Source organism: Leisingera sp. ANG59 (assembly GCF_013317235.1).
Classification (GTDB): Bacteria; Pseudomonadota; Alphaproteobacteria; order Rhodobacterales; family Rhodobacteraceae; genus Leisingera.
This window is the reverse complement of record NZ_WLCM01000051.1, coordinates 1-25,622: the sequence shown is the minus strand read 5'-3', so window position 1 is coordinate 25,622 and position 25,622 is coordinate 1. Positions and strand designations below refer to the sequence as shown.

22 protein-coding genes and 1 tRNA gene are annotated in these 25,622 nt (G+C 62.6%); 18 read left to right on the top strand and 5 right to left on the bottom strand.

The annotated features are described in order from the left end of the window. Positions 1–961, top strand: a 961-nt coding sequence (locus GKC28_RS23320; protein WP_174149363.1) for an elongation factor Tu, incomplete at its 5' end; no start/stop codon positions are given. A 425-nt stretch (positions 962–1,386) separates the two neighbouring features. Here the strand turns inward: GKC28_RS23320 and GKC28_RS23315 are convergent. Beyond that, positions 1,387–2,097, bottom strand: coding sequence for a DUF374 domain-containing protein (locus GKC28_RS23315; protein ID WP_174149362.1), 711 nt, complete (start codon positions 2,095–2,097; stop codon positions 1,387–1,389). A 178-nt stretch (positions 2,098–2,275) separates the two neighbouring features. Here GKC28_RS23315 and GKC28_RS23310 point away from each other — a divergent pair. Continuing rightward, positions 2,276–2,351, top strand: a tRNA-Trp gene (locus GKC28_RS23310). A gap of 60 nt (positions 2,352–2,411) precedes the next feature. Here the strand turns inward: GKC28_RS23310 and GKC28_RS23305 are convergent. Continuing rightward, on the bottom strand, positions 2,412–4,529 hold the full coding sequence (locus tag GKC28_RS23305; RefSeq protein WP_174149361.1) for a tetratricopeptide repeat protein: 2,118 nt from the start codon (positions 4,527–4,529) through the stop codon (positions 2,412–2,414). A 225-nt stretch (positions 4,530–4,754) separates the two neighbouring features. Here GKC28_RS23305 and secE point away from each other — a divergent pair, with 225 nt between their 5' ends. Together secE and nusG are read left to right on the top strand one after the other, a co-directional pair. Next, on the top strand, positions 4,755–4,952 hold the full coding sequence (gene secE / locus GKC28_RS23300) for a preprotein translocase subunit SecE (RefSeq protein ID WP_019298606.1): 198 nt from the start codon (positions 4,755–4,757) through the stop codon (positions 4,950–4,952). Between the two features lie 214 nt (positions 4,953–5,166). After that, complete coding sequence (gene nusG, locus GKC28_RS23295; RefSeq protein ID WP_174149360.1) at positions 5,167–5,700, top strand: transcription termination/antitermination protein NusG; 534 nt, start codon at positions 5,167–5,169, stop codon at positions 5,698–5,700. A gap of 87 nt (positions 5,701–5,787) precedes the next feature. Here nusG and GKC28_RS23290 read toward each other — a convergent pair whose 3' ends face one another. Together GKC28_RS23290 and GKC28_RS23285 are read right to left on the bottom strand one after the other, a co-directional pair. Continuing rightward, positions 5,788–6,489 carry an SDR family NAD(P)-dependent oxidoreductase gene (locus GKC28_RS23290; protein ID WP_174149359.1) on the bottom strand — a complete coding sequence of 234 codons (702 nt, stop codon included), beginning with the start codon at positions 6,487–6,489 and terminating at the stop codon, positions 5,788–5,790. A gap of 23 nt (positions 6,490–6,512) precedes the next feature. After that, positions 6,513–6,716 (bottom strand): hypothetical protein, encoded by a 204-nt coding sequence (locus tag GKC28_RS23285; RefSeq protein ID WP_254604374.1) that lies wholly within the window; start codon positions 6,714–6,716, stop codon positions 6,513–6,515. Here GKC28_RS23285 and GKC28_RS23280 point away from each other — a divergent pair. The 10 genes from GKC28_RS23280 to GKC28_RS23235 all read left to right on the top strand — a co-directional run bounded on the left by GKC28_RS23280 (position 6,703) and on the right by GKC28_RS23235 (position 21,174). Continuing rightward, positions 6,703–6,954, top strand: coding sequence for a hypothetical protein (locus tag GKC28_RS23280; protein WP_174149348.1), 252 nt, complete (start codon positions 6,703–6,705; stop codon positions 6,952–6,954). The two genes, GKC28_RS23285 and GKC28_RS23280, sit on opposite strands and share 14 nt — an antisense overlap. Before the next feature lie 10 nt (positions 6,955–6,964). After that, entirely contained in the window at positions 6,965–7,378 is a 414-nt protein-coding gene (locus GKC28_RS23275; protein WP_174149357.1) for a hypothetical protein, read from the top strand. A gap of 415 nt (positions 7,379–7,793) precedes the next feature. Beyond that, positions 7,794–8,219 (top strand): 50S ribosomal protein L11, encoded by a 426-nt coding sequence (rplK, locus tag GKC28_RS23270; RefSeq protein ID WP_019298608.1) that lies wholly within the window; start codon positions 7,794–7,796, stop codon positions 8,217–8,219. Between the two features lies 1 nt (position 8,220). After that, positions 8,221–8,919 (top strand): 50S ribosomal protein L1, encoded by a 699-nt coding sequence (gene rplA / locus GKC28_RS23265; protein ID WP_174149356.1) that lies wholly within the window; start codon positions 8,221–8,223, stop codon positions 8,917–8,919. Positions 8,920–9,116: 197 nt separating this feature from the next. After that, entirely contained in the window at positions 9,117–10,169 is a 1,053-nt protein-coding gene (locus tag GKC28_RS23260) for a Hint domain-containing protein (protein ID WP_174149355.1), read from the top strand. A 304-nt stretch (positions 10,170–10,473) separates the two neighbouring features. After that, the gene (gene rplJ / locus GKC28_RS23255; protein WP_174149354.1) at positions 10,474–10,992 is read left to right on the top strand and encodes a 50S ribosomal protein L10; all 519 of its coding nucleotides are present in this window, start codon (positions 10,474–10,476) and stop codon (positions 10,990–10,992) included. Positions 10,993–11,073: 81 nt separating this feature from the next. Beyond that, positions 11,074–11,448, top strand: a complete 375-nt coding sequence (rplL, locus tag GKC28_RS23250) for a 50S ribosomal protein L7/L12 (RefSeq protein WP_058286637.1) — start codon at positions 11,074–11,076, stop codon at positions 11,446–11,448. Positions 11,449–11,696: 248 nt separating this feature from the next. Beyond that, positions 11,697–15,833: a DNA-directed RNA polymerase subunit beta gene (rpoB, locus tag GKC28_RS23245; protein WP_174149353.1), complete on the top strand. Its 4,137-nt coding sequence runs from the start codon at positions 11,697–11,699 to the stop codon at positions 15,831–15,833. Between the two features lie 53 nt (positions 15,834–15,886). Further along, positions 15,887–20,128 (top strand): DNA-directed RNA polymerase subunit beta', encoded by a 4,242-nt coding sequence (gene rpoC, locus GKC28_RS23240; RefSeq protein WP_174149352.1) that lies wholly within the window; start codon positions 15,887–15,889, stop codon positions 20,126–20,128. A 134-nt stretch (positions 20,129–20,262) separates the two neighbouring features. Next, the gene (locus GKC28_RS23235) at positions 20,263–21,174 is read left to right on the top strand and encodes a DMT family transporter (RefSeq protein WP_174149351.1); all 912 of its coding nucleotides are present in this window, start codon (positions 20,263–20,265) and stop codon (positions 21,172–21,174) included. Here GKC28_RS23235 and GKC28_RS23230 read toward each other — a convergent pair. Next, positions 21,116–21,943 carry a putative rhamnosyl transferase gene (locus GKC28_RS23230; RefSeq protein WP_174149350.1) on the bottom strand — a complete coding sequence of 276 codons (828 nt, stop codon included), beginning with the start codon at positions 21,941–21,943 and terminating at the stop codon, positions 21,116–21,118. The genes GKC28_RS23235 and GKC28_RS23230 overlap by 59 nt on opposite strands. A gap of 373 nt (positions 21,944–22,316) precedes the next feature. Here GKC28_RS23230 and rpsL point away from each other — a divergent pair, with 373 nt between their 5' ends. The 4 genes from rpsL to GKC28_RS23210 form a co-directional block, all read left to right on the top strand. Then, entirely contained in the window at positions 22,317–22,688 is a 372-nt protein-coding gene (gene rpsL, locus GKC28_RS23225) for a 30S ribosomal protein S12 (protein WP_019298617.1), read from the top strand. A 15-nt stretch (positions 22,689–22,703) separates the two neighbouring features. After that, entirely contained in the window at positions 22,704–23,174 is a 471-nt protein-coding gene (rpsG, locus tag GKC28_RS23220) for a 30S ribosomal protein S7 (protein ID WP_027236237.1), read from the top strand. Positions 23,175–23,192: 18 nt separating this feature from the next. Further along, a complete protein-coding gene (gene fusA, locus GKC28_RS23215) occupies positions 23,193–25,310 on the top strand; it encodes an elongation factor G (protein ID WP_174149349.1) in 2,118 nt (705 codons plus the stop codon). A 63-nt stretch (positions 25,311–25,373) separates the two neighbouring features. Continuing rightward, positions 25,374–25,622 (top strand): GTP-binding protein (locus tag GKC28_RS23210; protein WP_254604373.1); only part of this gene is annotated, 249 nt, incomplete at its 3' end.

Below are 25,622 nucleotides of genomic sequence, written 5' to 3'. Positions count from 1 at the left end.
CGTTGACCACGGCAAGACCACTCTGACCGCGGCTATCACCAAATACTTCGGTGACTTCAAAGCCTACGACCAGATCGACGGCGCCCCGGAAGAAAAAGCCCGCGGCATCACCATCTCGACCGCGCACGTGGAATACGAGACCGAGAACCGCCACTATGCGCACGTCGACTGCCCCGGCCACGCCGACTACGTCAAGAACATGATCACCGGTGCGGCCCAGATGGACGGCGCGATCCTGGTTGTGAACGCSGCTGACGGCCCGATGCCGCAGACCCGCGAGCACATCCTGCTGGGCCGCCAGGTTGGCATCCCGAAGATGGTCGTGTTCATGAACAAGGTTGACCAGGTCGACGACGAGGAGCTGCTGGAGCTGGTGGAAATGGAAATCCGCGAGCTGCTGTCCTCCTACGACTACCCGGGCGACGATATCCCGATCGTTGCAGGCTCCGCTCTGGCGGCGATGGAAGGCAACAAGCCGGAAATCGGCGAAGAGAAGATCAAAGAGCTGATGGCGGCTGTCGACGAGTACATCGACACCCCGGCACGTGCGGTYGACCAGCCGTTCCTGATGCCGATCGAAGACGTGTTCTCGATCTCCGGCCGCGGCACCGTTGTGACCGGCCGTGTTGAAGGCGTTGAGCGCGGCCAGGTGCTGTGCAAGCCGGGTTCCGTGACCCCGCACACCAAGTTCGAAGCCGAAGCCTACATCCTGACCAAGGAAGAAGGCGGCCGCCACACCCCGTTCTTCGCGAACTACCGTCCGCAGTTCTACTTCCGCACCACCGACGTGACCGGCACCGTGACCCTGCCGGAAGGCACCGAGATGGTGATGCCGGGCGACAACCTGAAGTTCTCGGTTGAGCTGATCGCGCCGATTGCGATGGAAGACGGCCTGCGCTTCGCCATCCGCGAAGGCGGCCGCACCGTCGGCGCCGGCGTGGTTTCCAAAATCATTGAATAATGATTTTGAAACGGTGGGCGGCAGGCGGTTTTCGCTAGAAAACCGCCGGGAGCCCACACGGTTCTGATCTTAGAGAGGGCCTCCTTCGGGAGGCCCTTTTCTTTTGGGGTGACGCTTGAACAGGGCCGGGACCGGCCTGGGGCCGGAGGCCGTCCTGCAAAAGCTCCAGTGGAGCTTTTGAGGCCCCAGGGAGCGTCAGCTCCGGGTGCGATGCAATTGCGCCCGCCCATACGGGCAGGCCGGGCGCGGCCCGAACGCGGGGCGTCCAGGCGGAATATCGAGTCTGCGCCAGAGAAAAGAGAAAACTGGCCTGCTCAAGCCTCGCTGCGATCTGTCTACACCAGTGCCCGCTTCCGGAAGCCGACGCGGTTAACCGCCATGAAAGTCGATTTTCCTGGCGGTGTTCCTAGCAGAAGAACGCCCGCTCACCCCGCCCGGTTCGCCGGGTCTGCGCTATCGCGCCCGGCCGCCGTATCCGCGGCATCAGTAATGGCATCCAGCGAAGCCTCCAGGCTCAGCCGCAGCGCCTCCACTTGCTCGTCGCTCGGCTTCTTGGGCACTTCGTCCGTCCATTCCCGGCACATCAGCACGCCGCGGGAGAACGGCAGCGGCAGCATCTGCTGGTCCCAGGTCGGCAGCTTCATCACCTTCTTCTCGGCAAAGGCCACGGTGAACACCCGGCAGCCGGTCATCCGGGCCCAGACCACCGGCACGGTGGACGAAACCCGCGCGGGCCCCCGCGGGCCGTCGGCGGCGATGCCGATGGAGCAGCCGTCTTTGGTGCGGCGCAGCACCTCGCGCGACAGGGCGACGTGGCGCTTGTGGCTGGACATCGGGATGGTCTCGAACCCCAGGCGCACCAGGATCTGCCCCGCCAGCCGCCCGGCGCGGGCGGCGGAGGTCAGGGCGCAGATGCGGCCCAGCGAGGTGTCGAACAGATAAGGCGCCATGATCAGCCGCTGGTGCCACAGGACAAAGATCACCGGCTCGCCGCGGCGCACGCAGGCGTCCATCTCCTCGAAACCGGTGCGGCACCAGCGGGAGGTGCGGAAGGCGAATCGCACATAGGCGGCAAACAGCCCCTCCACGGCGCGGTTGACCCTTGGGCTGTCGGCGATTTTCTTTCTCAGGCTCACGGGGCTACGGCTCATTCCTGCAAGGGGCACAGGGCCTTGGCCCCGGTATTTTCCCCGTCATACTGCATGGCTGCGCCGGGGCAAAGCCCGCGGCCCGCAAACCGCGCGGGCGGCGCAAGAAAATCCGCTTTTCCCTCTTGCCTCTGCGGCGCGGCTGCCGTAGGACATGCCGCACCACAGGGGTATAGCTCAGTTGGTAGAGCGACGGTCTCCAAAACCGTAGGTCGCGGGTTCGAACCCTGCTGCCCCTGCCATTTTCCCGCACATCGCCGGTTCAGCGCTGCCCTTTCGGGCAGGCCGTTTGGCGTGTCTGGTTACTCCACCTCCAGATGGGCCGGTGCCAGCCCCTGCTGCTGGCGGCCGCAGGCGGCGTCAAAGGCAGCCTCCACCTGGCGGGCCAGCCGTTCGGGGCTGAACAGCGCCGCCGATTGCTGGTGGTCGCGGAGCTTGCTGCGCAGGCTGGCGGCGGCTGTGCTGTCAGCAGCCAATTCTGCAGCCTTTGCCTCATAGTCCTGCATGCTTTCGGCAACCATCTCCGGTAGTCCTGCGACCTGCAGCAGGCTGGCGGAGGTGCGGGCGGCGGATTGCTGGCCGGGCAGGGTGAGGACCGGCACGCCGGCGGCGAGGGCGTCGCGGGCGGCGGTGCAGGCATTCACGGTGAATGTGTCCAGGGCCAGATCCGCCAGCGGCAGACGGGCCAGGTGGTCTGCGCGGCAGGCAGCCGGGGCAAAGACCAGGCGGTCCGGGTCAACCTCGCGGGCAGCGGCGGCGCGGCGCAGGTTCGACACCGCATGTTCGCCGTTGTCGGCCAGCCACAGCACGCTGTCCGCGGCGCCGTGCAGCAGGCGCATCCAGATATCGAATTCCTGCGGCGTGATATGGCTGCCGCTGGCGAAGCTGCAGAACACGAAGCCTTCTGCGGGAAGGCCGCAGGCGGCGCGCTCCGGGGTGGGGGAGGACACTGCGGGTTCAACGGCCTGATGGCCGCCGCTCAGGCGCAGCAGGTGCTCGTTGTGGTAGCGTTCGCTGCCGGGCGGGCAGGCGGCTGTGTCGCTGATCAGGTAGTCATAGGCGGCAGTGCCCATGGTGCCGGGGTAGCCGGGGAAGGCGATGTGCAGCGGCGCCAGGCGGGCGGCGAACAGCGTCAGCGCACCGCCGCCGGTATAGCCGGAGAGATCCACCACGGCATCAAGCCGGTCTGCCTTCACGGCCTCTGCCATCTGCTCCGCGGCGCTGGCGTCCAGAACCTTGAGCCCGTCAAATTTCTGAGCCGTGCCCGCGGGCAGGCCAGTGCCAACGGCATAGACGCGGATGTCAAAACGGGTCTGGTCGTGGGCGGCAAGCATGCCGCCGTGCTGGTCCAATATTGCTGCGGCGTCACCGGCGGCGAAGAAGTAGCCGATCCGCAGCCGTTGGGGCCGCTGGCCGGCGGGTGGGATGCTGTTCAGCTCCGGGGTGCCGAACAGCTCGCTGGCGTAGGACTGGGCGCGGGCCCGCAGGAGGTCGGGGTTGTCCTCCATCAGCATCAGCGCGCTGGGGTCGCAGCCCGGGCCGCGCAGGCCCAGCTGGCGGCGGTACTCGCCGTATTCCGGCAGCCAGCGCCAGTCGTTGAACTCTGCCAGCATGTGCAGCCGCTGGGTGCGGGCGCGGTCGTCGGAAGGATTCCGTTCCAGCACCTTGTTGAAACAGGGCAGGGCATCGGCAAAGGCTCCCTCAGCCTTCAAGAGCAGGCCCAGCTGGTACTGCGCCTCTGTCAGCGCGGGGTTCAGCCGGACGGCCCGGGTGTAATGCGCCTTGGCCTCAGGTGCGGCGCCTTGCTGATGCAGAAGGCCTGCCAGGGTAAGATGCAGCGCAGCGTCATTCGGCGCCAGCTTCACCGCCTTGCGCAGCATGATGGCCGCCTTTTGGCTGCGGCCCTGCTTGATCAGCACCTCTGCCTTGCCGTGCAGCGCCTGCAGGCAGCCGGCCGTCAGCATCAGCGCCTTGTCGAACAGCGCCATGGCATTCTCCAGCTCGCCGCGGGCGGTCTGCACCCGGCCCATGGCGGCATAGGTGCCGGCGGCGCGGGGATTGATCCCGACCGCCTTGTTCAGGCAGGTGGCGGCATTGTCCAGATGGCCGGCCGCCAGATGGCAGCGGCCCAGGAAATCCCACAGGAAATGCGATTCGCGGAAGGTCTTGAGCAGTGCGCCGCAGCTTTCCGCGGCCTCGAAAGGACGGCCCTCCGCCAGCGCCTCCTCCAGCCCGGCCTGATGCACCGGCGACGGGTCAGTCTGCGAGTCCAGCCGTTTGCGCAGCCCCTCCAGCGCCGATTGGGCGCGCTTGTTGCGGGGATTGCGGGACAGGATGCTGGCATAGGCCATGGCGGCATCTTCAAACTTGGCTTCGCGTTCGAACTGTTCGGCCTCGGACAGGGAATTGGCAGGTGTCATGGCTTCCGATCTCAATAATTCACACAGTCCGGCCCCCGGGCGGCGCGATGAGCCGCAGGGAACCGCTGGAGTCAATTTTGCCAGTAGTGGATTAAAATTGGATTGACCCGGCGTGCGCTGCCTGCGCAACGGCGCGCGAACGGCCTGTCAGGACGGGGCAGGGCTTGAATTCAGGGGCGGCTCCGGTTACATCGCCCTGACTGCTAGCAGAGAGACACCCCCAGTATGGCGACTATCAACCCCGTTCAGTTCATCCAGCAGGTTCGCGCCGAAGTATCCAAGGTCGTCTGGCCGACCCGCCGCGAAGTGCTGCTGACCACGGTCATGGTGTTCATCATGGCAGCGCTGACGGCGCTGTTCTTTGCGCTTGTCGACCTGCTGATCCGCTTTGGCCTGCAAGGGCTTCTGGGGATGTTCGGCTAAGCCCGCAGCGGTATTTAGGCTCCCTATGCGGCTGCTGCGCAGGCCTTGATCTTGGCGGCGATGGGCGGTAGGTGAACCGGAACTATTGAGGCGGGCGTGCAGCGATTCGGTTTGCACGCCGCTTTTTGTTGGAGAGCGCAGCGTTTGGGCTGCAGCGGGATGATCAGGCAGCGGCGCGGCAAAGGCCCGCCCGGCAGAACAAGGACAACGGTTCATGGCGAAACGGTGGTATTCGGTCAGCGTTCTTTCGAACTTCGAAAAGAAAATCGCAGAGCAGATCCGCACCTCGGTCGCAGAACAGGGCCTTGAGGACGAGATCGACGAGGTTCTGGTCCCGACCGAAGAGGTGATCGAGATCCGCCGCGGCAAGAAGGTCTCGACCGAGCGCCGCTTCATGCCCGGCTACGTGCTGGTGCATATGGAAATGTCCGACCGCGGCTATCACCTGATTTCCTCGATCAACCGCGTCACCGGTTTCCTGGGCCCGCAGGGCCGCCCGATGCCGATGCGCGACGCCGAGGTGCAGGGCATCCTGGGCCGCGTCGAGGAGGGCGTCGAGGCGCCGCGCACCCTGATCAACTTCGAGGTGGGCGAGAAGGTGAAAGTGAACGACGGCCCGTTCGAGGATTTCGACGGCATGGTCGAAGAGGTCGACGAGGACAACCAGAAGCTCAAGGTCACCGTGTCGATCTTCGGCCGCGAGACCCCGGTGGAGCTGGACTTCACCCAGGTGACCAAGCAGGGGTGATCGGGCCTCTCAGTGGAATGCAAGACGCCGCGCTGCAACTGCACCGCGGCGTTTTTTATTGTCCGAAAGGCAGTGGTTGCAGCGGCGTCACCATGGGACGGGTTTGCCCGCCCAGTCAAAGAAGCCGCCGCTGTCGGCCGGTGTCAGCCCGTCAAGAACCGAAAGCAGGCTGGCAGCTGCTTCCCCCGGTGCGGATTTGGCGTGCTGCGGGTAGTTCTTGGTGAACGGCGTTTCCACCGTTCCGGGATGCAGTGCCGCAACAATTGCCTGTTTCCGCTTCCTTGCGATTTCAATGGCGGCCGTGTGCACAATCTGGTTGGCCGCGGCTTTTGCCGCGCGGTAGCTGTACCAGCCGCCCAGCCGGTTGTCGCCGATAGAGCCGACACGGGCGGTCAATATGCCTGTTACGGACCGTTCATTGCGCGGCAGCAGCCGGGGCAGATGCCGCAGAACCAAGGCCGGGCCTATGGCGTTCACGGCCAGAACCTGTGCCATGCTGTCAGCATCGATGTCATCGAGCGACTTCTCGGGGCGGCCGCCGTCCGGGACGAGAATGCCGCTGGCGACGATGACGGATTGGAACGGGCCGCGAAGGCGTTCCATGTGAAACCTGACTTTGGCGGGGTCGGTTATGTCGAAGCCGTCAGTACTCCGGGACAGGGTGGTCACGACAGCGCCTCTGGCCGCGAGTGCGGCGGACAAGGCAGCCCCGATCCCGCCTGAGGCGCCCACAACCAGTGCCCGGTGCTCGCCCGCAGCGTTTGACGCTTCAGTGCGGGTTAGGTTCATCACTGCTGCTTGTGCATCGGTCTTCATTTCCGGGCGGTTTGAAACACGATCAGCGTTGTGAAGACTGCGCCGAGTATCAGGATGTGCGCGATCGAGGTGATGCCGAAGGCGAAATAGCTGCCAATTGCGATCGAAAAGACGGCACTCCACATCCAGGCAAGCAGCTGCATGAGCATATGCGCCGTTGAGAGCGGAATATCCTGCAGCGGGTTTTTGCGGTCATCCATCACGCTCGTCCAGGCGGATTTCACATTTTTAACTGGCATCTTCTCCTCCTTTTCCTGTTGGTACGGTGATGTGCAGGAAATGGATCACCCGGCGCAGCCAGGCCCGGGGGCCATGGGCCGCGCCGGGGCGCCGCGCATCCTGACGTTCGAGGCAGGCGGGAAGGTGAAGGTCAACTCTGCGTTTTTGTGTCTGCTCAACAACAAAGAGGTCGTTGCCTTTAGATTGAGCCAGCTCTAACTAGTGGAAAATGTCCGAGCCGAAAACCAGCAGTCAATCAACCGATGAAAAGTTAGATCAGTTCTTGCGTTTTGATGCGCTTAGGTTGAAGCGAAAGTCAAAACAGGCTGTGCTGGAGCTTGTTGGAGCTGTTTCCAGTTTGGAAGCCAAAAAGGTTTGGGCGCGCAAATATTTGAAGCGGTTGCCGCTAAACGGCGCAGGCCGGATACGACACGAGATTTACGAGGTTATTGTTTTTCCAGCCTTGAAAGCCGGATTCGATCAGGGGGACCCCGAAGCCACCTATCTGCTCGGAAAATACATGCAAAACCTCCATGAGAGGCCGACTCTTCTTAATCAGTTGGAGTGGCGTTCGGCGGCAGACTTCTTTCGTCTCGCGTTTCAGGGTGCTCCAAGTTCTGATCGGACCGGCGCGCCCATCTAACCTCATTGATAAGTGGTTTGAGGCAGGATTTTCACGAGTGCCCAACCGGAATTCTGCTGGACCCGGCGAAACCCTGGCGTGTTGCTTTAATGGATCTCAAGGAGGAGCTTTCAGTTGCACACTCTCTCGACAGAGAGGGGCAATTTGTGGCTCTATTGGGCAAGTGGTCGGAAATTGCTGAGCAGTATGAGAAGCGGCTGGCCCGGCGAGAAGATCATCCGTAAGAGGGGGCAAGTGGCTGCATCTGAATTCCTGCCAGCCCACTTGCCAACCCCCGCATTCCCCTGTACACGCCGCCTCTATCGTCTTCGGGCGAGATTCTCTCGTGGGAGATGGACGGGCCGCGGCCCTGACATCGGACCACGCAACACTCTCCGGGCGGAACGCGTTCCGTCCTCGTTGAAAGGAAAACCAAATGGCTAAGAAGCTTGTTGGTTCGATGAAGCTGCAGGTTCCTGCAGGTCAGGCAAACCCCTCTCCGCCCGTCGGCCCGGCCCTGGGTCAGCGCGGCATCAACATCATGGAATTCTGCAAGGCGTTCAACGCCAAGACCGCAGACATGGAGCCCGGCGCGCCGTGCCCGACCGTGATCACCTACTATCAGGACAAGTCCTTCACCATGGACATCAAGACGCCGCCCGCGTCTTACTACCTGAAGAAGGCGGCCAAGGTGAAATCCGGTGCGAACAACCCGTCGCGTGAAACCGTCGGCACCGTGACCGTGGCCCAGGTGAAAGAGATCGCCGAAGCCAAGATGAAAGATCTGAACGCCAACGACATCGACGCGGCAATGCAGATCATCCTGGGCTCCGCCCGCTCCATGGGCATCGAGGTGAAGTAAGATGGCAAAGCTCGGTAAACGCACCCGCGCCGCGCGCGAAGCTTTCGCAGGCAAAGAAAACCTGTCCGTGGAAGAAGCAGTTGCCCTGGTGAAAGCCAACGCAACCTCAAAATTCGACGAGACCGTCGAGATCGCTCTGAACCTGGGCGTTGACACCCGCCACGCGGACCAGATGGTCCGCGGCGTGGTCGGCCTGCCGAACGGCACCGGCAAAGACATGCGCGTAGCCGTATTCGCCCGCGGCCCGAAAGCGGAAGAAGCCACCGCGGCCGGCGCTGACATCGTCGGCGCAGAGGACCTGATGGAAGCGATCCAGGGCGGCAAGATCGACTTTGACCGCTGCATCGCCACCCCGGACATGATGCCGGTCGTCGGACGTCTGGGCAAAATCCTGGGCCCGCGCAACCTGATGCCGAACCCGAAAGTCGGCACCGTGACCATGGACGTGAAAGCGGCCGTGGAAGCAGCCAAGGGCGGCGAAGTCCAGTTCAAAGCGGAAAAAGGCGGCGTTGTGCATGCCGGCGTCGGCAAAGCGTCCTTCGACGAAGCCAAGCTGGTCGAAAACGTCCGTGCCTTCGTGTCGGCCGTGGCCAAAGCCAAGCCGACCGGCGCAAAAGGCGCCTACATGAAAAAGATCAACCTGTCCTCGACCATGGGTCCGGGCATCACGGTTGACGTGGACAACGCTGTTACCGAGTAATCGGGCGCACAGCTGATGCAAGAAGGCCCGGCGGATTAGATCCAGCCGGGCTTTTTTTTAGCGCGGTTGCACGTGGCCAAAGGGCCGCAGGGAAGTTAAATCTTCGTTAAGCCCGTATCTCCTGCCTCAGATTTGCCACAGGGTTAATGGAGATTAGCGCTTGTATTCGAAACATTTCCGAGGGTGGCGCGCCGCGTATGGCACTTCGCAGTTTTTTTGCTCAGGACAGCTCCAGCCTGGTTGTTGCGTCGAGTTCCAACGGCTCGATCATCGGCAAACCGATCATCAACAATTCGGATACGCCGAACGGCACGGTCTTCACTTATTCCGGAGGAACCGGGATCACGGTGACGCTGAATGATACAGGCGGCGGGCAGAACCGGTTCAATGATGACCAGGAAGACGACCATGTCATCACAGACGGCGGCGGCATTGTTGCTGTTGGCACAGAGGTGGAAGCCGAGTCCCATATCAGGGTGCGGCAGCTGGATAGTGGCGGCAATCCGACAGGCCCGGAAGTCATCATCTATGTCTTTTCCCAGAACGGACAGACATCCAACGTCTGGGGGTTTGCAACAAGTGCGCCGCTGGAAAGCGGCCAGTCATATGTGAAAGTTGGGGGCTCCAACACTGGTACCGCTCGCTACAACGACTTCGTCACTTGTTTTGGCGATGGAACTCTGATCGAGACCGCCTGTGGCCCGGTCCCGGTTGAAGAGCTGTCGCTGAGGCAGCTTGTTTGGACGCAGGATGGCGGGTTGCAGCCAATCCGCTGGCTGTCATCTGCCAAAGTCAGAGGTGAGGGCGCCTTTGCGCCGGTGGTGTTTGCGCCGGGCGCGATCGGCAATGGCAGGGAGCTGGTCCTGTCCCAGCAGCACCGGGTGCATATCGCGCTGCCGGTGGCCGAAATGCTGTTCGGCCGGGCGGAGGTTCTGGTTGCGGCCAAGCACCTCTGCGGGCTGCCGGGAGTAGCCATCCGGGAGCAAGAGGCGGTCCGCTATCATCACTTTGTGTTCGACCGCCATCATATCGTTAAATCAAACGGCATCCTGACCGAGAGCTTCTTTCTGTCGGCGGGGTCTGTTGCCGCGCTGGAGAGGGGTCCGCGCAGCGAGCTGGCGGCGCTATTTCCGGATCTGGCAGGCGGGGCTGCCGGGTTTGGCAGAACCGCAGCGATGACGCTGAACGCCAAGGAGGCGCGGGTGGTCCGCAGCTGCTTGAAAGCACAGGGGCTGACGGCTGCGGCCTGAGCCTGCAGTAAGTTGCCGAGCCGGGCGGATTTACCCTTGGAAATCCCGGCAAATGGGACTAACTACGGCCTTGAGATAAAGCGTGCGATTCGTCGTGCGCTTTATTTCATTTCGTCCAAGATGGTGGGTGGCCTTTCGATCGGGCCTTAATTTCCCTCCTGAGACGGGTAAGACCAGGAAGATCGAGGGTTTTCATTCCCTCGGGCGACTTTGGCTCATCCCGTAAAACGGACCTGAACGCCGGGCCATCTGGTTCGGCAAATATGAGCCGGGATGCGCAAGCATCCCTAACTTGGAGAGAACTGTGGATAGAGCCCAGAAAGAGAAAGTGGTCGAGGAACTCGGCCAGATCTTCGAAAGCTCTGGCGTCGTGGTGGTAGCTCACTACGCCGGTCTGACAGTTGCCGAGATGCAGGATCTGCGCGCGCGTGCAAGCGACGCGAACAGCTCCGTGCGTGTTGCCAAGAACAGGCTCGCCAAAATCGCCCTCGAGGGTAAGCCGTGTGCAAGCATGGCCGGCCTGCTGACAGGGATGACCGTTCTGACCTACTCCGAAGATCCCGTGTCCGCCGCCAAGGTGGCCGAGGATTTCGCCAAGGATAACAAAAAGTTTGAGATCCTCGGCGGCGCAATGGGTGAGAACGCTCTGGACCGTGCCGGTGTCGAAGCCGTGTCGAAAATGCCGTCCCGCGACGAGCTTATTGCTCAGATCGCAAGCTGCATTGGCGCACCCGCTTCGAACATCGCCGGCGCGATTGGCGCACCTGCAAGCAACATCGCAAGCATCCTTTCGACCATCGAAGAGAAGGCGGAAGCTGCGTAAGCGGTTGGCACTGAATGGCTGGCGTGGGGCACAAGCCCGCACGTTGGAACACACATACTGTAAACGGAAAGAGCTGATAAAATGGCTGATCTGAAAGCACTCGCAGAAAGCATCGTGGGTCTGACCCTGCTGGAAGCACAAGAACTGAAAACCATCCTGAAAGACGAATACGGCATCGAGCCCGCAGCTGGCGGCGCAGTTGTCATGGCAGCTGGCGGCGACGCCGGCGGTGCAGCTGAAGAAGAAAAGACCGAATTCGACGTCGTTCTGAAGAACGCCGGCGCTTCCAAGATCAACGTGATCAAAGAAGTCCGCGGCATCACCGGCCTGGGCCTGAAAGAAGCCAAAGAGCTGGTCGAAGCTGGCGGCAAAATCAAAGAAGGCGTGTCCAAGGACGAAGCAGAAGACATCAAAGGCAAGCTGGAAGCAGCTGGCGCCGAAGTCGAGCTGGCCTAAGCACTGCCTCTGGTGCATTGCTGATGCATCGGAAGTTTGGCTGGGTCCGGAATTTTCCGGGCCCAGCCGAACCTGTCTTAGAAAGGGCCTCATGAGAGAGGTGTTTTCTCAGGCGGAGTTCAAGGGATCGGGAGGCTGCCTTCGGGACGGTGGCCATGAATTGATCCGAACACGCTGTCTCGTATGGGCAAGGAGCCGGGGCCCGGCGGCTTCCTTGACCGGTGAGAACTCGAAAGGTGACATCTGACATGGCTCAATCGTTCCTTGGCCAGAAACGTCTACGCAAATACTACGGCAAAATCCGCGAAGTGCTGGAGATGCCGAACCTCATCGAGGTGCAGAAATCTTCTTATGACCTTTTCCTGCGCTCCGGCGATGCAGCAGAGCCGCTGGACGGCGAAGGCATCAAAGGTGTGTTCCAGTCGGTTTTCCCGATCAAGGATTTCAACGAAACCTCCGTTCTGGAGTTCGTGAAGTACTCGTTTGAAAAGCCGAAATACGACGTCGAAGAGTGCATGCAGCGCGACATGACCTACAGCGCTCCGCTGAAGGTCACCTTGCGCCTGATCGTGTTCGATGTCGACGAGGACACCGGCGCCAAGTCGGTGAAGGACATCAAGGAGCAGGACGTCTTCATGGGCGACATGCCCCTGATGACCCCGAACGGCACCTTTATCGTGAACGGCACCGAGCGCGTGATCGTGTCCCAGATGCACCGCTCGCCGGGCGTGTTCTTCGACCACGACAAGGGCAAGACCCACTCTTCGGGCAAGCTGCTGTTCGCCTGCCGCATCATCCCGTACCGCGGCTCCTGGCTGGACTTTGAGTTCGACGCCAAGGACATCGTCTTTGCCCGTATCGACCGCCGCCGCAAGCTGCCGGTGACCACCCTGCTGTACGCCCTGGGTCTGGACCAGGAAGGCATCATGGATGCCTATTACAACACCGTTCAGTTCAAGCTTGAAAAGAACCGCGGCTGGGTCACCCCGTTCTTCCCGGAACGCGTGCGCGGCACCCGCCCGACCTATGACCTGGTGGACGCTGCCACCGGCGAGATCATCTGCGAAGCCGGCAAGAAAGTCACCCCGCGCGCCGTCAAGAAGCTGATCGAAGAAGGCACCATCACCGAGCTGCTGGTTCCGTTTGAGCACATCGTCGGCAAATATGTCTCCAAGGACATCATCAACGAAGACAACGGCGCGATCTATGTCGAGGCCGGTGATGAGCTGACCCTGGAATACGACAAGGACGGCGAGCTGATCGGCGGCTCCCTGAAAGAGCTGCTGGACGCGGGCATTACGGACATTCCGGTGCTGGACATCGACAACGTCAACGTCGGCCCCTACATGCGCAACACCATGGCGCAGGACAAGAACCTGGACCGCAACAGCGCGCTGATGGACATCTACCGCGTGATGCGCCCGGGCGAGCCGCCCACCGTCGAGGCAGCCTCCGCGCTGTTCGACACCCTGTTCTTCGATTCCGAGCGTTACGACCTGTCCGCCGTTGGCCGCGTGAAGATGAACATGCGCCTGGCACTGGACGCCGAGGACACCCAGCGCACCCTGCGCAAGGAAGACATCGTTGCCTGCATCAAGGCGCTGGTCGACCTGCGTGACGGCCGCGGCGATGTCGACGACATCGACCACCTGGGCAACCGCCGCGTGCGTTCCGTCGGCGAGCTGATGGAAAACCAGTACCGCGTCGGCCTGCTGCGCATGGAGCGTGCGATCAAGGAACGGATGTCCTCCGTCGAGATCGACACCGTGATGCCGCAGGACCTGATCAACGCGAAACCGGCTGCTGCTGCCGTGCGTGAATTCTTCGGCTCCTCGCAGCTGTCGCAGTTCATGGACCAGACCAACCCGCTGTCGGAAGTCACCCACAAACGCCGCCTCTCGGCGCTTGGCCCGGGTGGCCTGACCCGCGAGCGCGCGGGCTTCGAGGTCCGCGACGTGCACCCGACCCACTATGGCCGGATGTGCCCGATTGAGACCCCGGAAGGCCCGAACATTGGTCTGATCAACTCGCTGGCGACCTTCGCGCGCGTCAACAAATACGGCTTCATTGAAACCCCCTACCGGGTGGTGAACGAAGGCCAGGTGACCGACGAAGTGCACTACATGTCGGCCACCGAGGAAATGCGCCACACCGTGGCGCAGGCGAACGCGACCCTGGACGAGACCGGCAAGTTCATCAACGATCTGGTTTCCACCCGTCAGTCCGGCGACTACACCCTGGCGCCGCGCGAAAGCGTGGACCTGATCGACGTGTCGCCGAAGCAGCTGGTCTCCGTTGCTGCCTCGCTGATCCCGTTCCTGGAAAACGACGACGCCAACCGCGCTCTGATGGGCTCGAACATGCAGCGTCAGGCGGTTCCGCTGCTGCGTGCAGAGGCGCCGCTGGTCGGTACCGGCATCGAGGAGAAGGTTGCGATCGACTCCGGTGCTGCGATCCAGGCGAAACGCGCAGGCATCATCGACCAGGTCGATGCGCAGCGTATCGTGATCCGGGCCACCGAGGACCTGGAACTGGGCGATGCGGGCGTTGACATCTACCGTCTGCGCAAGTTCCAGCGTTCCAACCAGAACACCACCATCAACCAGAAGCCTCTGGTCAAGGTGGGCGATACCGTGTCCAAGGGCGAGGTTATCGCCGATGGCCCGTCGACCGATATGGGCGAACTGGCACTGGGCAAAAACGTGGTCGTCGCGTTCATGCCGTGGAACGGCTACAACTACGAAGACTCCATCCTGATCTCCGAGCGTATCGCGCGTGACGACGTCTTCACCTCGGTTCACATCGAGGAATTCGAAGTCGCCGCCCGTGACACCAAGCTCGGCCCGGAAGAGATCACCCGCGACATCCCCAACGTCGGCGAGGAAGCCCTGCGCAACCTCGACGAGGCGGGCATCGTCTACATCGGTGCCGATGTGGAGCCGGGCGACATTCTGGTCGGCAAGATCACTCCGAAGGGCGAAAGCCCGATGACCCCGGAAGAGAAGCTGCTGCGCGCCATCTTCGGCGAGAAGGCTTCGGACGTGCGCGACACCTCGCTGCGCGTCAAACCGGGCGACTACGGTACTGTGGTCGAGGTGCGCGTCTTCAACCGCCACGGCGTGGAGAAAGACGAGCGTGCGCTGCAGATCGAGCGTGAGGAAGTCGAGCGTCTGGCCCGTGACCGGGACGACGAGCTGGCGATCCTGGACCGCAACATCTATGCCCGCCTGCACAGCATGCTGCTGGGCAAAGTGGCGGTCAAAGGCCCGAAAGGCGTGCGCGCCGGGTCCCCGATCGACCAGGACCTGCTGGACAGCCTCAGCCGCGGCCAGTGGTGGATGCTTGCCCTCGAGGATGAGCAGGACGCCCAGGTCGTCGAGGCCCTGAACGAGCAGTACGAGGCGCAGAAGCGCGCCCTGGACGCCCGTTTCGAGGACAAAGTCGAGAAGGTCCGCCGCGGCGACGACCTGCCGCCGGGTGTGATGAAGATGGTCAAAGTCTTCATTGCGGTGAAGCGCAAGCTGCAGCCGGGCGACAAGATGGCCGGCCGTCACGGCAACAAAGGTGTGATTTCGAAAGTGGTGCCGATGGAGGACATGCCGTTCCTCGCCGACGGCACCCCGGTCGACTTCTGCCTCAACCCGCTGGGGGTGCCGTCGCGCATGAACGTCGGTCAGATCCTGGAGACCCACATGGGCTGGGCCGCACGCGGCCTCGGCATCAAGGTGGACGAAGCGCTGCAGGAATACCGCCGCTCGGGCGACCTGACCCCGGTCCGCGAAGCGATGCACCACGCCTATGGCGACGATGTCTACGACGAAGGCATCGCCAGCATGGACGAGGACACGCTGATCGAAGCCGCAGGCAACGTGACCCGCGGTGTGCCGATTGCGACGCCGGTCTTCGATGGCGCCAAGGAAGATGACGTCAACAACGCCCTGGTGCGTGCGGGCTTTGACCAGTCCGGCCAGTCGATCCTGTTCGACGGCCGCACCGGCGAGCAGTTCGCGCGTCCGGTCACCGTCGGCATCAAGTACCTGCTGAAGCTGCACCACCTGGTGGACGACAAGATCCACGCGCGTTCCACCGGCCCGTACTCGCTGGTCACCCAGCAGCCGCTGGGCGGTAAGGCGCAGTTCGGCGGTCAGCGCTTCGGTGAGATGGAAGTCTGGGCTCTGGAAGCCTACGGCGCCGCCTACACCCTGCAGGAGATGCTCACCGTCAAGTCGGATGACGTCGCCGGCCGGACCAAGGTCTATGAGTCGATCGTCAAAGGCGAGGATAACTTCGAGGCGGGCGTGCCGGAATCGTTCAACGTTCTGGTCAAAGAAGTCCGCGGCCTCGGCCTGAACATGGAACTCCTGGATGCGGAGGTTGAGGAGTAAGGGCCCCGCGCCCTTCTCCCGCTCCCCCCTTCCGCAAGATTTGAGGTATCAAAATGAACCAGGAAATCACCAACAACCCGTTCAACCCGCTGACCCCGCCGAAGGTCTTTGATGAAATCAAAGTCTCGCTGGCCAGCCCGGAACGGATCCTGTCTTGGTCCTACGGCGAAATCAAAAAGCCCGAGACCATCAACTACCGGACCTTCAAGCCGGAGCGCGACGGCCTGTTCTGCGCCCGGATCTTCGGCCCGATCAAAGACTACGAATGCCTGTGCGGCAAATATAAGCGGATGAAATACCGCGGCGTCGTTTGCGAGAAATGCGGCGTCGAGGTCACCCTGCAGAAAGTGCGCCGCGAGCGCATGGGCCACATCGAACTGGCCGCGCCGGTTGCGCACATCTGGTTCCTGAAGTCGCTGCCGAGCCGCATCGGCCTGATGCTGGACATGACCCTGCGCGATCTGGAGCGGGTTCTGTACTTTGAAAACTACGTTGTCATCGAGCCGGGTCTGACCGACCTGCAGTACGGCCAGATGATGACCGAAGAAGAGTACATGGACGCCCAGGACGCCTATGGCATGGACGCCTTCACCGCCAACATCGGCGCTGAAGCGATCCGTGACATGCTGGCCCAGATCGACCTGGAATCGGAAGCCGAGCAGCTGCGCGCCGAACTGGCCGAAGCAACCGGCGAACTGAAGCCCAAGAAGATCATCAAGCGTCTGAAAGTTGTGGAATCCTTCCTCGAGTCGGGCAACCGTCCGGAATGGATGATCATGACCGTGATCCCGGTCATTCCGCCGGAACTGCGTCCGCTGGTTCCGCTGGACGGCGGCCGCTTTGCGACCTCCGACCTGAACGACCTGTACCGCCGCGTGATCAACCGGAACAACCGCCTGAAGCGGCTGATCGAACTGCGCGCGCCGGACATCATCGTCCGCAACGAAAAGCGGATGCTGCAGGAGTCTGTTGACGCGCTGTTCGACAACGGCCGCCGCGGCCGCGTCATCACCGGTGCCAACAAGCGCCCGCTGAAGTCGCTGTCCGACATGCTGAAAGGCAAGCAGGGCCGCTTCCGCCAGAACCTTCTGGGTAAGCGCGTCGACTTCTCTGGCCGTTCGGTGATTGTGACCGGTCCTGAGCTGAAGCTGCACCAGTGCGGCCTGCCCAAGAAGATGGCGCTGGAGCTGTTCAAGCCCTTCATCTACTCGCGTCTGGAGGCCAAGGGCCTGTCCAGCACCGTGAAGCAGGCGAAGAAGCTGGTCGAGAAAGAGCGTCCCGAGGTTTGGGATATCCTGGATGAGGTGATCCGCGAGCACCCGGTGATGCTGAACCGCGCACCGACGCTGCACCGCCTCGGCATCCAGGCGTTCGAACCCACGCTGATCGAAGGCAAGGCGATCCAGTTGCACCCGCTGGTCTGCTCGGCGTTCAACGCGGACTTCGACGGCGACCAGATGGCTGTGCACGTCCCGCTGAGCCTCGAGGCCCAGCTGGAAGCACGCGTCCTGATGATGTCGACCAACAACGTTCTGTCGCCCGCCAACGGCGCGCCGATCATCGTTCCCTCGCAGGATATGATCCTGGGTCTCTACTATGTGACCCTGGAGCGTGAAGGCATGCCCGGCGAAGGCAAGATCTTCGGCACCATCGACGAGGTTCAGCACGCGCTGGACGCCGGCGAAGTGCATCTGCACACCAAGATCACCGCGCGGATCACCCAGATCGACGAGGAAGGCAACGAGGTTCTCAAGCGCTTTGAGACCACCCCGGGCCGTGTCCGTCTGGGCGCGCTGCTGCCGAAAAACGCCAAGGCGCCCTTCGAGCTGGTCAACCGCCTGCTGCGGAAGAAAGAGGTTCAGCAGGTCATCGACACCGTCTACCGCTACTGCGGCCAGAAAGAGTCGGTTATCTTCTGCGACCAGATCATGACCATGGGCTTCCGCGAAGCGTTCAAGGCGGGCATTTCGTTCGGCAAGGACGACATGGTGATCCCGGACACCAAGTGGACCATCGTCGACGACACCCGCGAGCAGGTGAAAGACTTTGAACAGCAGTACATGGACGGCCTGATCACCCAGGGCGAAAAGTACAACAAAGTTGTCGATGCCTGGTCGAAGTGTAACGACAAGGTCACCGAAGCGATGATGGGCACCATCTCCGCTGACAAGCGGGACGAGAACGGCGCAGTGATGGAGCCGAACTCGGTCTACATGATGGCCCACTCCGGTGCGCGTGGCTCGGTTACTCAGATGAAGCAGCTGGGCGGCATGCGCGGCCTGATGGCCAAGCCGAACGGCGACATCATCGAGACCCCGATCATCTCGAACTTTAAAGAAGGCCTGACCGTTCTGGAGTACTTCAACTCCACCCACGGTGCCCGTAAGGGTCTGTCGGATACCGCGCTTAAGACGGCGAACTCGGGTTACCTGACCCGCCGTCTGGTGGACGTGGCGCAGGACTGCATCGTTCGCGAGATCGATTGCGGCACCGAGCGTGCGATCACCGCAGAAGCGGCTGTGAACGATGGTGAGGTCGTGGCGTCGCTGGGCGAGCGCATCCTGGGCCGTGTGGCTGCGGATGACATCAAGAAGCCCGGCACAGAAGAGATCATCGTGGCCGCCGGCCAGCTGATCGACGAGCGCATGGCCGACGCAGTGGAAGAGGCCGGCGTTCAGTCGACCCGCATCCGCTCGCCGCTGACCTGTGAAAGCGAAGAGGGCGTCTGCGCCATGTGCTACGGCCGTGACCTGGCCCGCGGCACCCGCGTGAACACCGGCGAGGCCGTCGGCATCATCGCGGCGCAGTCGATCGGTGAGCCTGGCACCCAGCTGACCATGCGGACCTTCCACATCGGCGGCGTTGCCCAGGGCGGCCAGCAGTCGTTCCTGGAAGCCTCGCAGTCCGGCAAGATCGTCTTCGAGATGCCGCAGACCTTGGAGAACGCCAACGGCGAGACCCTGGTTGTCGGCCGCAACATGAAGCTGATCATCCAGGACGAGCACGGCGAAGAGCGCGCCAGCCACAAGCTGGGCTACGGCTCCAAGCTGTTCGTCAAGGAAGGCCAGATGGTCAACCGCGGCGACAAGCTGTTCGAATGGGACCCCTACACCCTGCCGATCATCGCCGAGAAGCCGGGTACCGCCAAATATGTCGACCTGATCTCGGGCCTGGCGGTCCGCGACGAGACCGACGAAGCCACCGGCATGACCCAGAAGATCGTGATCGACTGGCGTGCGGCGCCCAAGGGTTCCGACCTGAAGCCGGAAATCATCCTGGTGGACAGCAACGGCGAGCCGGTGCGCAACGACGCAGGCAACCCGCTGACCTACCCGATGTCCGTGGATGCCATCCTGTCGGTCGAAGACGGCCAGCAGATCATGGCTGGTGACGTTGTCGCGCGTATCCCGCGTGAAGGCGCCAAGACCAAGGACATCACCGGTGGTCTGCCGCGCGTTGCGGAACTGTTCGAAGCCCGCCGTCCGAAGGATCACGCGATCATCGCCGAAATCGATGGTTACGTGCGCTTCGGCCGCGACTACAAGAACAAGCGCCGCATCGCGATCGAGCCGTCGGACGAGTCGATGGAAGCCGTCGAATACATGGTGCCCAAGGGCAAGCACATTCCGGTCCAGGAAGGTGACTATGTCCAGAAGGGCGACTACATCATGGACGGCAACCCGGCGCCGCATGACATCCTGTCCATCATGGGTGTCGAGGCACTGGCGAACTACATGATCGACGAGGTCCAGGACGTCTACCGCCTGCAGGGTGTGAAGATCAACGACAAGCACATCGAGGTGATCGTCCGCCAGATGCTGCAGAAGTGGGAGATCTCCGACTCCGGCGACACCACGCTGCTGAAAGGCGAACACGTGGACAAGCAGGAGTTCGACGCTGCCAACGAGAAGGCCCTTGCCCGCGGCAAGCGTCCGGCTCAGGGCGAACCGATCCTGCTCGGCATCACCAAGGCGTCGCTGCAGACCCGCTCCTTCATCTCGGCGGCCTCCTTCCAGGAGACCACCCGCGTCCTCACCGAGGCCTCGGTGCAGGGCAAGAAGGACAAGCTGGTCGGCCTCAAGGAGAACGTCATCGTGGGCCGCCTGATCCCGGCCGGCACCGGCGGTGCCACCCAGCGGGTGCGCCAGATCGCCCAGGGCCGCGACAACGTGGTTCTGGAAGCCCGCCGCGAGGAAGCCGAAGCCGCCGCAGCCCTGGCTGCGCCGGTGATGGACGAGGACGCGATGGAAACCGACCTGGACACCCTGGTCGATACCCCGGAGAGCCGCGACTAAGGTCCGCAGCCTGAGCGAGAAACAGAAAAGCCCCCGCATGGAGACATGCGGGGGCTTTTCCGCTCCTGCGTCCGGGGCTATCAGTTGCGGGGCAGCGAGGGTGCAGGGATGGATATGGTCTTGGCAGGGCGGCGATGACCCCGAACCAGACAGGCGCGCTGCTGATGATCGGGGCGATGGCGGCCTATACGTTCAATGACGCGCTGGTCAAGCTGATTGGCAGCGCGCTGCCGCTGCCGCAGATCCTGACCCTCCGCGGCATTGCCGCCAGTTTCCTGATCTACCTGCTGGCCCGCCGCATGGGCGGGCTCTGTTTCCGCCTGCCGCCGCGCGCCTGGGGCATGATCTCGCTGCGCTGCGCAGGCGAGGTTTCGGCCACTTACCTGTTTCTCACCGCGCTGATGCGCATGCCGATCGCCAATGTCACCGCGGTGCTGCAGGTGCTGCCGCTGGCGGTCACGCTGAGCGCGGCGCTGTTCCTGCGCGAGCCGCTGGGCTGGCGGCGGATGGCGGCGATTGCCGCGGGCTTTTGCGGCATGCTCTTGATTGTGCGGCCGGGGCCGGAGGGCTTCAGCGAGGGCGCGCTTTACGCGCTGGCCTCGGTGGCCTGCATCACCGCCCGCGACCTGGTCACCCGGCGGATGCCGCCGGAGGTGCCGTCGATAACCGTGACGCTGGCGTCGTCGCTGTCGGTGCTGGGGTTCGGCATTGCAATGTCGGCCGCGGTGCCATGGCAGCCGGTGACGGGGGAGGACCTGCTGATCCTGGGCGGCGCGGCGCTGTTCATCTTCGGCGGCTACCTGTGCTCTGTGATGACCATGCGGGTGGGGGAGATCGCGGTGATTGCGCCGCTGCGCTACAGCGGCCTCTTGTGGGCTCTGCTCCTCGGCTGGCTGGTGTTCGGCGAGTGGCCGGATCTGCTGACGCTGGCGGGCGCGGCGGTGGTTGCCGGGGCCGGGATTTTCACTTTTTACCGGGAACGGCAGATCAGCCGCAGGAACCGCTCAACTGCGGCGCGAATACCGCGCGCACATGGGCGGCCTTGATCCCGAACATCGTGGCGAACTCCCGCTCCTGTTTCGGCGTCAGCGGCGCAACGTCCTCAGCCCCCGCGTTGCGCTGCCGGGAATCGTTATAGGCGTTGTGGCTGCGCACCCACATCGGCACATCGGTGATCGTGATCGACGGCATGTGGTGGTGGATGCGGTGGTGGCCGAAGTTCATGATTGTCTGGCGCACGCCGCCAGCCGCATACATCCCCAGCGCTGCTGTGAAATAGGACCGCACGGCCGGTTCGGAGGCCGCGATCCCTTCGGGGCCGAATTCGGCGATATAGCCGCGGTTGAAGTCGATGGCCGCGGTGGGTGTCTTTTCCAGCAGCCCGGCGCAGTCCGCCGCAGTCTCCCTCAGCCGCTCGACAAACTCGGCCGCCACCGCATCGTCGTCATCGGCACGGAATTGCAGGCAGGGCTGGTCCGGGTTACGGCGGGCGGTGTTCAGGATCTCCTTCATCACCTCCCGGTGTCGGCGCGGCGGCTCTGCCACGATCCGCACCTGCGGCATGGCTTCGGTCAGGTCGTGCAGGCGGTCGCGGTGATGCCGGGGCAGGCTGTCGCCAATCACAATGACCATGTCGAAATCGGGGTCGGTCTGCGCCTGCAGGGAGGGCAGGGCGACGGTTTCGAACAGCCGGAACCGCTCCTCCATCCGTACCTCGGAGTAGAGATAGGCAATCCGCTCTGCGACAGTTTCATGCTCGACCTGAAACCCGCCGAGCGCCGGGTAGGAAAACCGGCACAGCCCGATGACCTGCATTCTGAAATTCCGTGTATTGCCAATGCCTGCACCGGCAACTATGGCGGGCGGCGCGCGCGCTGGCAACCGCCGTGCAGGCTTTGCCCGGCATTGATCCGGGGCGCAGCGCCCGGCTGCTGTTGACAACCCCCGCGACTCCCCATATACGCGCGCCTATCCGGCACCCGGAGTGTATTCTTCGTCAGCCGAATTCAAAATTGCAGTGGCTCAAGGTCCGGGCACTTTTACCACCCGGATCCTCTGTAAACACACCGCGTCGTCTCACCTCGGAATGGGAGCGATTGCGGTTTTTGCGCTTGTGGACGCACAGGTGCAGCGAAATCACCCGCACGCGCCGGCGTGCATGACAAGTTGCTAAACGGGGAATACCTGAATGCCAACGATCCAGCAGCTGATCCGCAAGCCGCGTCAGCCGAAGCGTAAAGTTTCGAAGTCCCAGCACCTCGAGCAGTGCCCGCAGAAGCGCGGCGTCTGCACCCGCGTGTACACCACCACTCCGAAGAAACCGAACTCCGCTATGCGGAAAGTTGCGAAGGTCCGCCTGACCAACGGTTACGAAGTGATCTCCTACATCCCCGGTGAAAGCCACAACCTTCAGGAACACTCCGTGGTTCTGATCCGCGGCGGCCGGGTGAAAGACCTTCCGGGTGTCCGTTACCACATCCTGCGCGGTGTTCTGGATACCCAGGGCGTCAAAGACCGTAAGCAGCGTCGCTCGAAGTACGGCGCGAAGCGTCCTAAGTAAGAAGGAGAGGCTGATATGTCACGTCGTCACGCCGCTGAAAAACGCGAAGTTCTGCCCGACGCCAAGTTCGGCGACCGCGTTCTGACCAAGTTCATGAACAACCTGATGATCGACGGCAAGAAGTCGGTCGCAGAGCGCATCGTCTACAACGCCTTCGACCGCGTTGAGACCAAGATCAAGCGCGCTCCGGTTGAAGTCTTCCACGAAGCTCTGGACAACATCAAACCGTCCGTCGAAGTCCGCTCCCGCCGTGTTGGCGGCGCGACCTACCAGGTTCCGGTTGAAGTCCGCCCCGAGCGCCGCGAAGCGCTGGCCATCCGCTGGCTGATCGCTGCCGCACGCAACCGCAACGAAAACACCATGGAAGAGCGCCTCGCAGGCGAGCTGCTGGACGCCGTCCAGTCCCGTGGCACCGCGGTCAAGAAGCGCGAAGACACCCACAAGATGGCCGAGGCGAACAAAGCCTTCAGCCACTATCGCTGGTAAGCTAGAGGACATAGACCTATGGCACGCGAATATCCCCTCGACCTGTACCGTAACTTCGGTATCATGGCGCACATCGATGCGGGTAAAACCACCTGCTCCGAGCGCATCCTGTATTACACCGGCAAATCCCACAACATCGGTGAGGTGCACGACGGTGCAGCCACCATGGACTGGATGGAGCAGGAGCAGGAACGCGGCATCACCATCACTTCGGCTGCGACCACCACCTTCTGGGAGCGCACCGAAGACGGCAAGACCGCGGACACCCCGAAGCACCGCCTGAACATCATCGACACCCCCGGCCACGTTGACTTCACCATCGAAGTCGAGCGTTCGCTGGCGGTTCTCGACGGTGCCGTCTGCGTTCTCGACGCAAACGCCGGTGTTGAGCCCCAGACCGAAACCGTGTGGCGTCAGGCTGACCGCTACAAGGTTCCGCGCATGGTGTTCGTCAACAAGATGGACAAGATCGGCGCCGACTTCTTCAACTGCGTCCGCATGATCGAAGACCGCACCGGCGCCCGCGCGGTTCCGGTTGGCATTCCGATCGGCGCAGAGAACGAGCTGGAAGGCCTGATCGACCTGGTCACCATGAAAGAGTGGCTGTGGCAGGGTGAAGACCTGGGCGCCTCCTGGGTCCACGCCGAGATCCGCGACGAGCTCAAGGACATGGCCGAAGAGTGGCGCGGCAAGATGATCGAGGCCGCCGTCGAAGAAGACGACGACGCCATGGAAGCCTACCTGGAAGGCGAAGAGCCCGACGTGCCGACCCTGCGCAAACTGCTGCGCAAGGGCACCCTGGCGCTGCACTTCGTGCCTGTCCTGGGCGGTTCCGCGTTCAAGAACAAAGGTGTGCAGCCGCTGCTCAACGCCGTGATCGACTACCTGCCCAGCCCGCTGGACGTTGTCGACTACATGGGCTTCAAGCCGGGCGACGAGAACGAAGAGCGTAACATCGCCCGCCGCGCGGACGACAACATGGCCTTCGCGGGCCTGGCGTTCAAGATCATGAACGACCCGTTCGTCGGCTCCCTGACCTTCACCCGGATCTACTCTGGCGTGATGAACAAGGGCGACACCCTGCTGAACTCGACCAAGGGCAAGAAAGAGCGCGTTGGCCGGATGATGATGATGCACTCGAACAACCGTGAGGAAATCACGGAAGCGTTCGCAGGCGACATCATCGCGCTGGCAGGCCTGAAGGACACCACCACCGGTGACACCCTCTGCGCCGTCAACGACCCGGTCGTTCTGGAAACCATGACCTTCCCCGATCCGGTGATCGAGATCGCGGTTGAGCCGAAAACCAAGGCCGACCAGGAGAAGATGTCCCAGGGTCTGGCCCGTCTGGCCGCCGAAGACCCGTCCTTCCGCGTCGAGACCGACATCGAGTCCGGTCAGACCATCATGAAGGGCATGGGCGAACTTCACCTGGACATCCTGGTGGACCGCCTCAAGCGCGAGTTCAAGGTTGAGGCGAACATCGGTGCGCCGCAGGTGGCCTACCGCGAGACCATCTCCAAAGAGGTCGAGCACTCCTACACCCACAAGAAACAGTCGGGTGGTTCGGGCCAGTTCGCTGAGGTGAAACTGATCATCTCCCCGACCGAGCCGGGCGAAGGCTACTCCTTCGAATCCCGTATCGTCGGCGGTGCGGTTCCGAAGGAATACATCCCGGGCGTCGAAAAAGGCATCCAGTCGGTCATGGACTCCGGTCCGCTGGCAGGCTTCCCGGTGATCGACTTCAAGGTTGCCCTGATCGACGGTAAGTTCCACGACGTGGACTCCAGCGTTCTGGCCTTTGAAATCGCCGCCCGCATGGGCATGCGTGAAGGCATGCGCAAAGCTGGCGCGAAACTGCTCGAGCCGGTGATGAAGGTCGAGGTTATCACCCCGGAAGAATACACCGGCGGCATCATCGGCGACCTGACCTCCCGCCGCGGCCAGGTGTCCGGCCAGGAGAACCGCGGCAACGCCATCGCCATCGACGCCTTCGTGCCGCTGGCCAACATGTTCGGCTACATCAACACCCTGCGTTCGATGAGCTCGGGCCGCGCCCAGTTCACCATGCAGTTCGATCACTACGATCCGGTGCCGCAGAACATCTCGGAAGAGATCCAGGCGAAATACGCGTAAGCGTCAGCAAATCAGGGGGTCCGCAACCGTTGCGGACCTCCCTCGAAACAAAAGGAGGCCATCATGGCTAAGGAAAAGTTTGAACGCAATAAACCGCACGTCAACATCGGCACCATCGGCCACGTTGACCACGGCAAGACCACTCTGACCGCGGCTATCACCAAATACTTCGGTGACTTCAAAGCCTACGACCAGATCGACGGCGCCCCGGAAGAAAAAGCCCGCGGCATCACCATCTCGACCGCGCACGTGGAATACGAGACCGAGAACCGCCACTATGCGCACGTCGACTGCCCCGGCCACGCCGACTAC

Bases quoted from the DNA above. Each gene is read 5' to 3' on its own strand.
- nusG (WP_174149360.1), top strand. From the start codon at position 5,167: ATGGCGAAACGGTGGTATTCGGTCAGCGTTCTTTCGAACTTCGAAAAG.
- rpoC (WP_174149352.1), top strand. From the start codon at position 15,887: ATGAACCAGGAAATCACCAACAACCCGTTCAACCCGCTGACCCCGCCG.
- GKC28_RS23290 (WP_174149359.1), bottom strand. From the start codon at position 6,489: ATGAACCTAACCCGCACTGAAGCGTCAAACGCTGCGGGCGAGCACCGG.
- secE (WP_019298606.1), top strand. From the start codon at position 4,755: ATGGCGACTATCAACCCCGTTCAGTTCATCCAGCAGGTTCGCGCCGAA.
- GKC28_RS23230 (WP_174149350.1), bottom strand. From the start codon at position 21,943: ATGCAGGTCATCGGGCTGTGCCGGTTTTCCTACCCGGCGCTCGGCGGG.
- fusA (WP_174149349.1), top strand. From the start codon at position 23,193: ATGGCACGCGAATATCCCCTCGACCTGTACCGTAACTTCGGTATCATG.
- GKC28_RS23260 (WP_174149355.1), top strand. From the start codon at position 9,117: ATGGCACTTCGCAGTTTTTTTGCTCAGGACAGCTCCAGCCTGGTTGTT.
- rplA (WP_174149356.1), top strand. From the start codon at position 8,221: ATGGCAAAGCTCGGTAAACGCACCCGCGCCGCGCGCGAAGCTTTCGCA.
- rpsL (WP_019298617.1), top strand. From the start codon at position 22,317: ATGCCAACGATCCAGCAGCTGATCCGCAAGCCGCGTCAGCCGAAGCGT.
- GKC28_RS23285 (WP_254604374.1), bottom strand. From the start codon at position 6,716: ATGGATGACCGCAAAAACCCGCTGCAGGATATTCCGCTCTCAACGGCG.
- rplK (WP_019298608.1), top strand. From the start codon at position 7,794: ATGGCTAAGAAGCTTGTTGGTTCGATGAAGCTGCAGGTTCCTGCAGGT.
- rplL (WP_058286637.1), top strand. From the start codon at position 11,074: ATGGCTGATCTGAAAGCACTCGCAGAAAGCATCGTGGGTCTGACCCTG.
- GKC28_RS23275 (WP_174149357.1), top strand. From the start codon at position 6,965: ATGTCCGAGCCGAAAACCAGCAGTCAATCAACCGATGAAAAGTTAGAT.
- GKC28_RS23305 (WP_174149361.1), bottom strand. From the start codon at position 4,529: ATGACACCTGCCAATTCCCTGTCCGAGGCCGAACAGTTCGAACGCGAA.
- GKC28_RS23235 (WP_174149351.1), top strand. From the start codon at position 20,263: ATGACCCCGAACCAGACAGGCGCGCTGCTGATGATCGGGGCGATGGCG.
- rpoB (WP_174149353.1), top strand. From the start codon at position 11,697: ATGGCTCAATCGTTCCTTGGCCAGAAACGTCTACGCAAATACTACGGC.
- rpsG (WP_027236237.1), top strand. From the start codon at position 22,704: ATGTCACGTCGTCACGCCGCTGAAAAACGCGAAGTTCTGCCCGACGCC.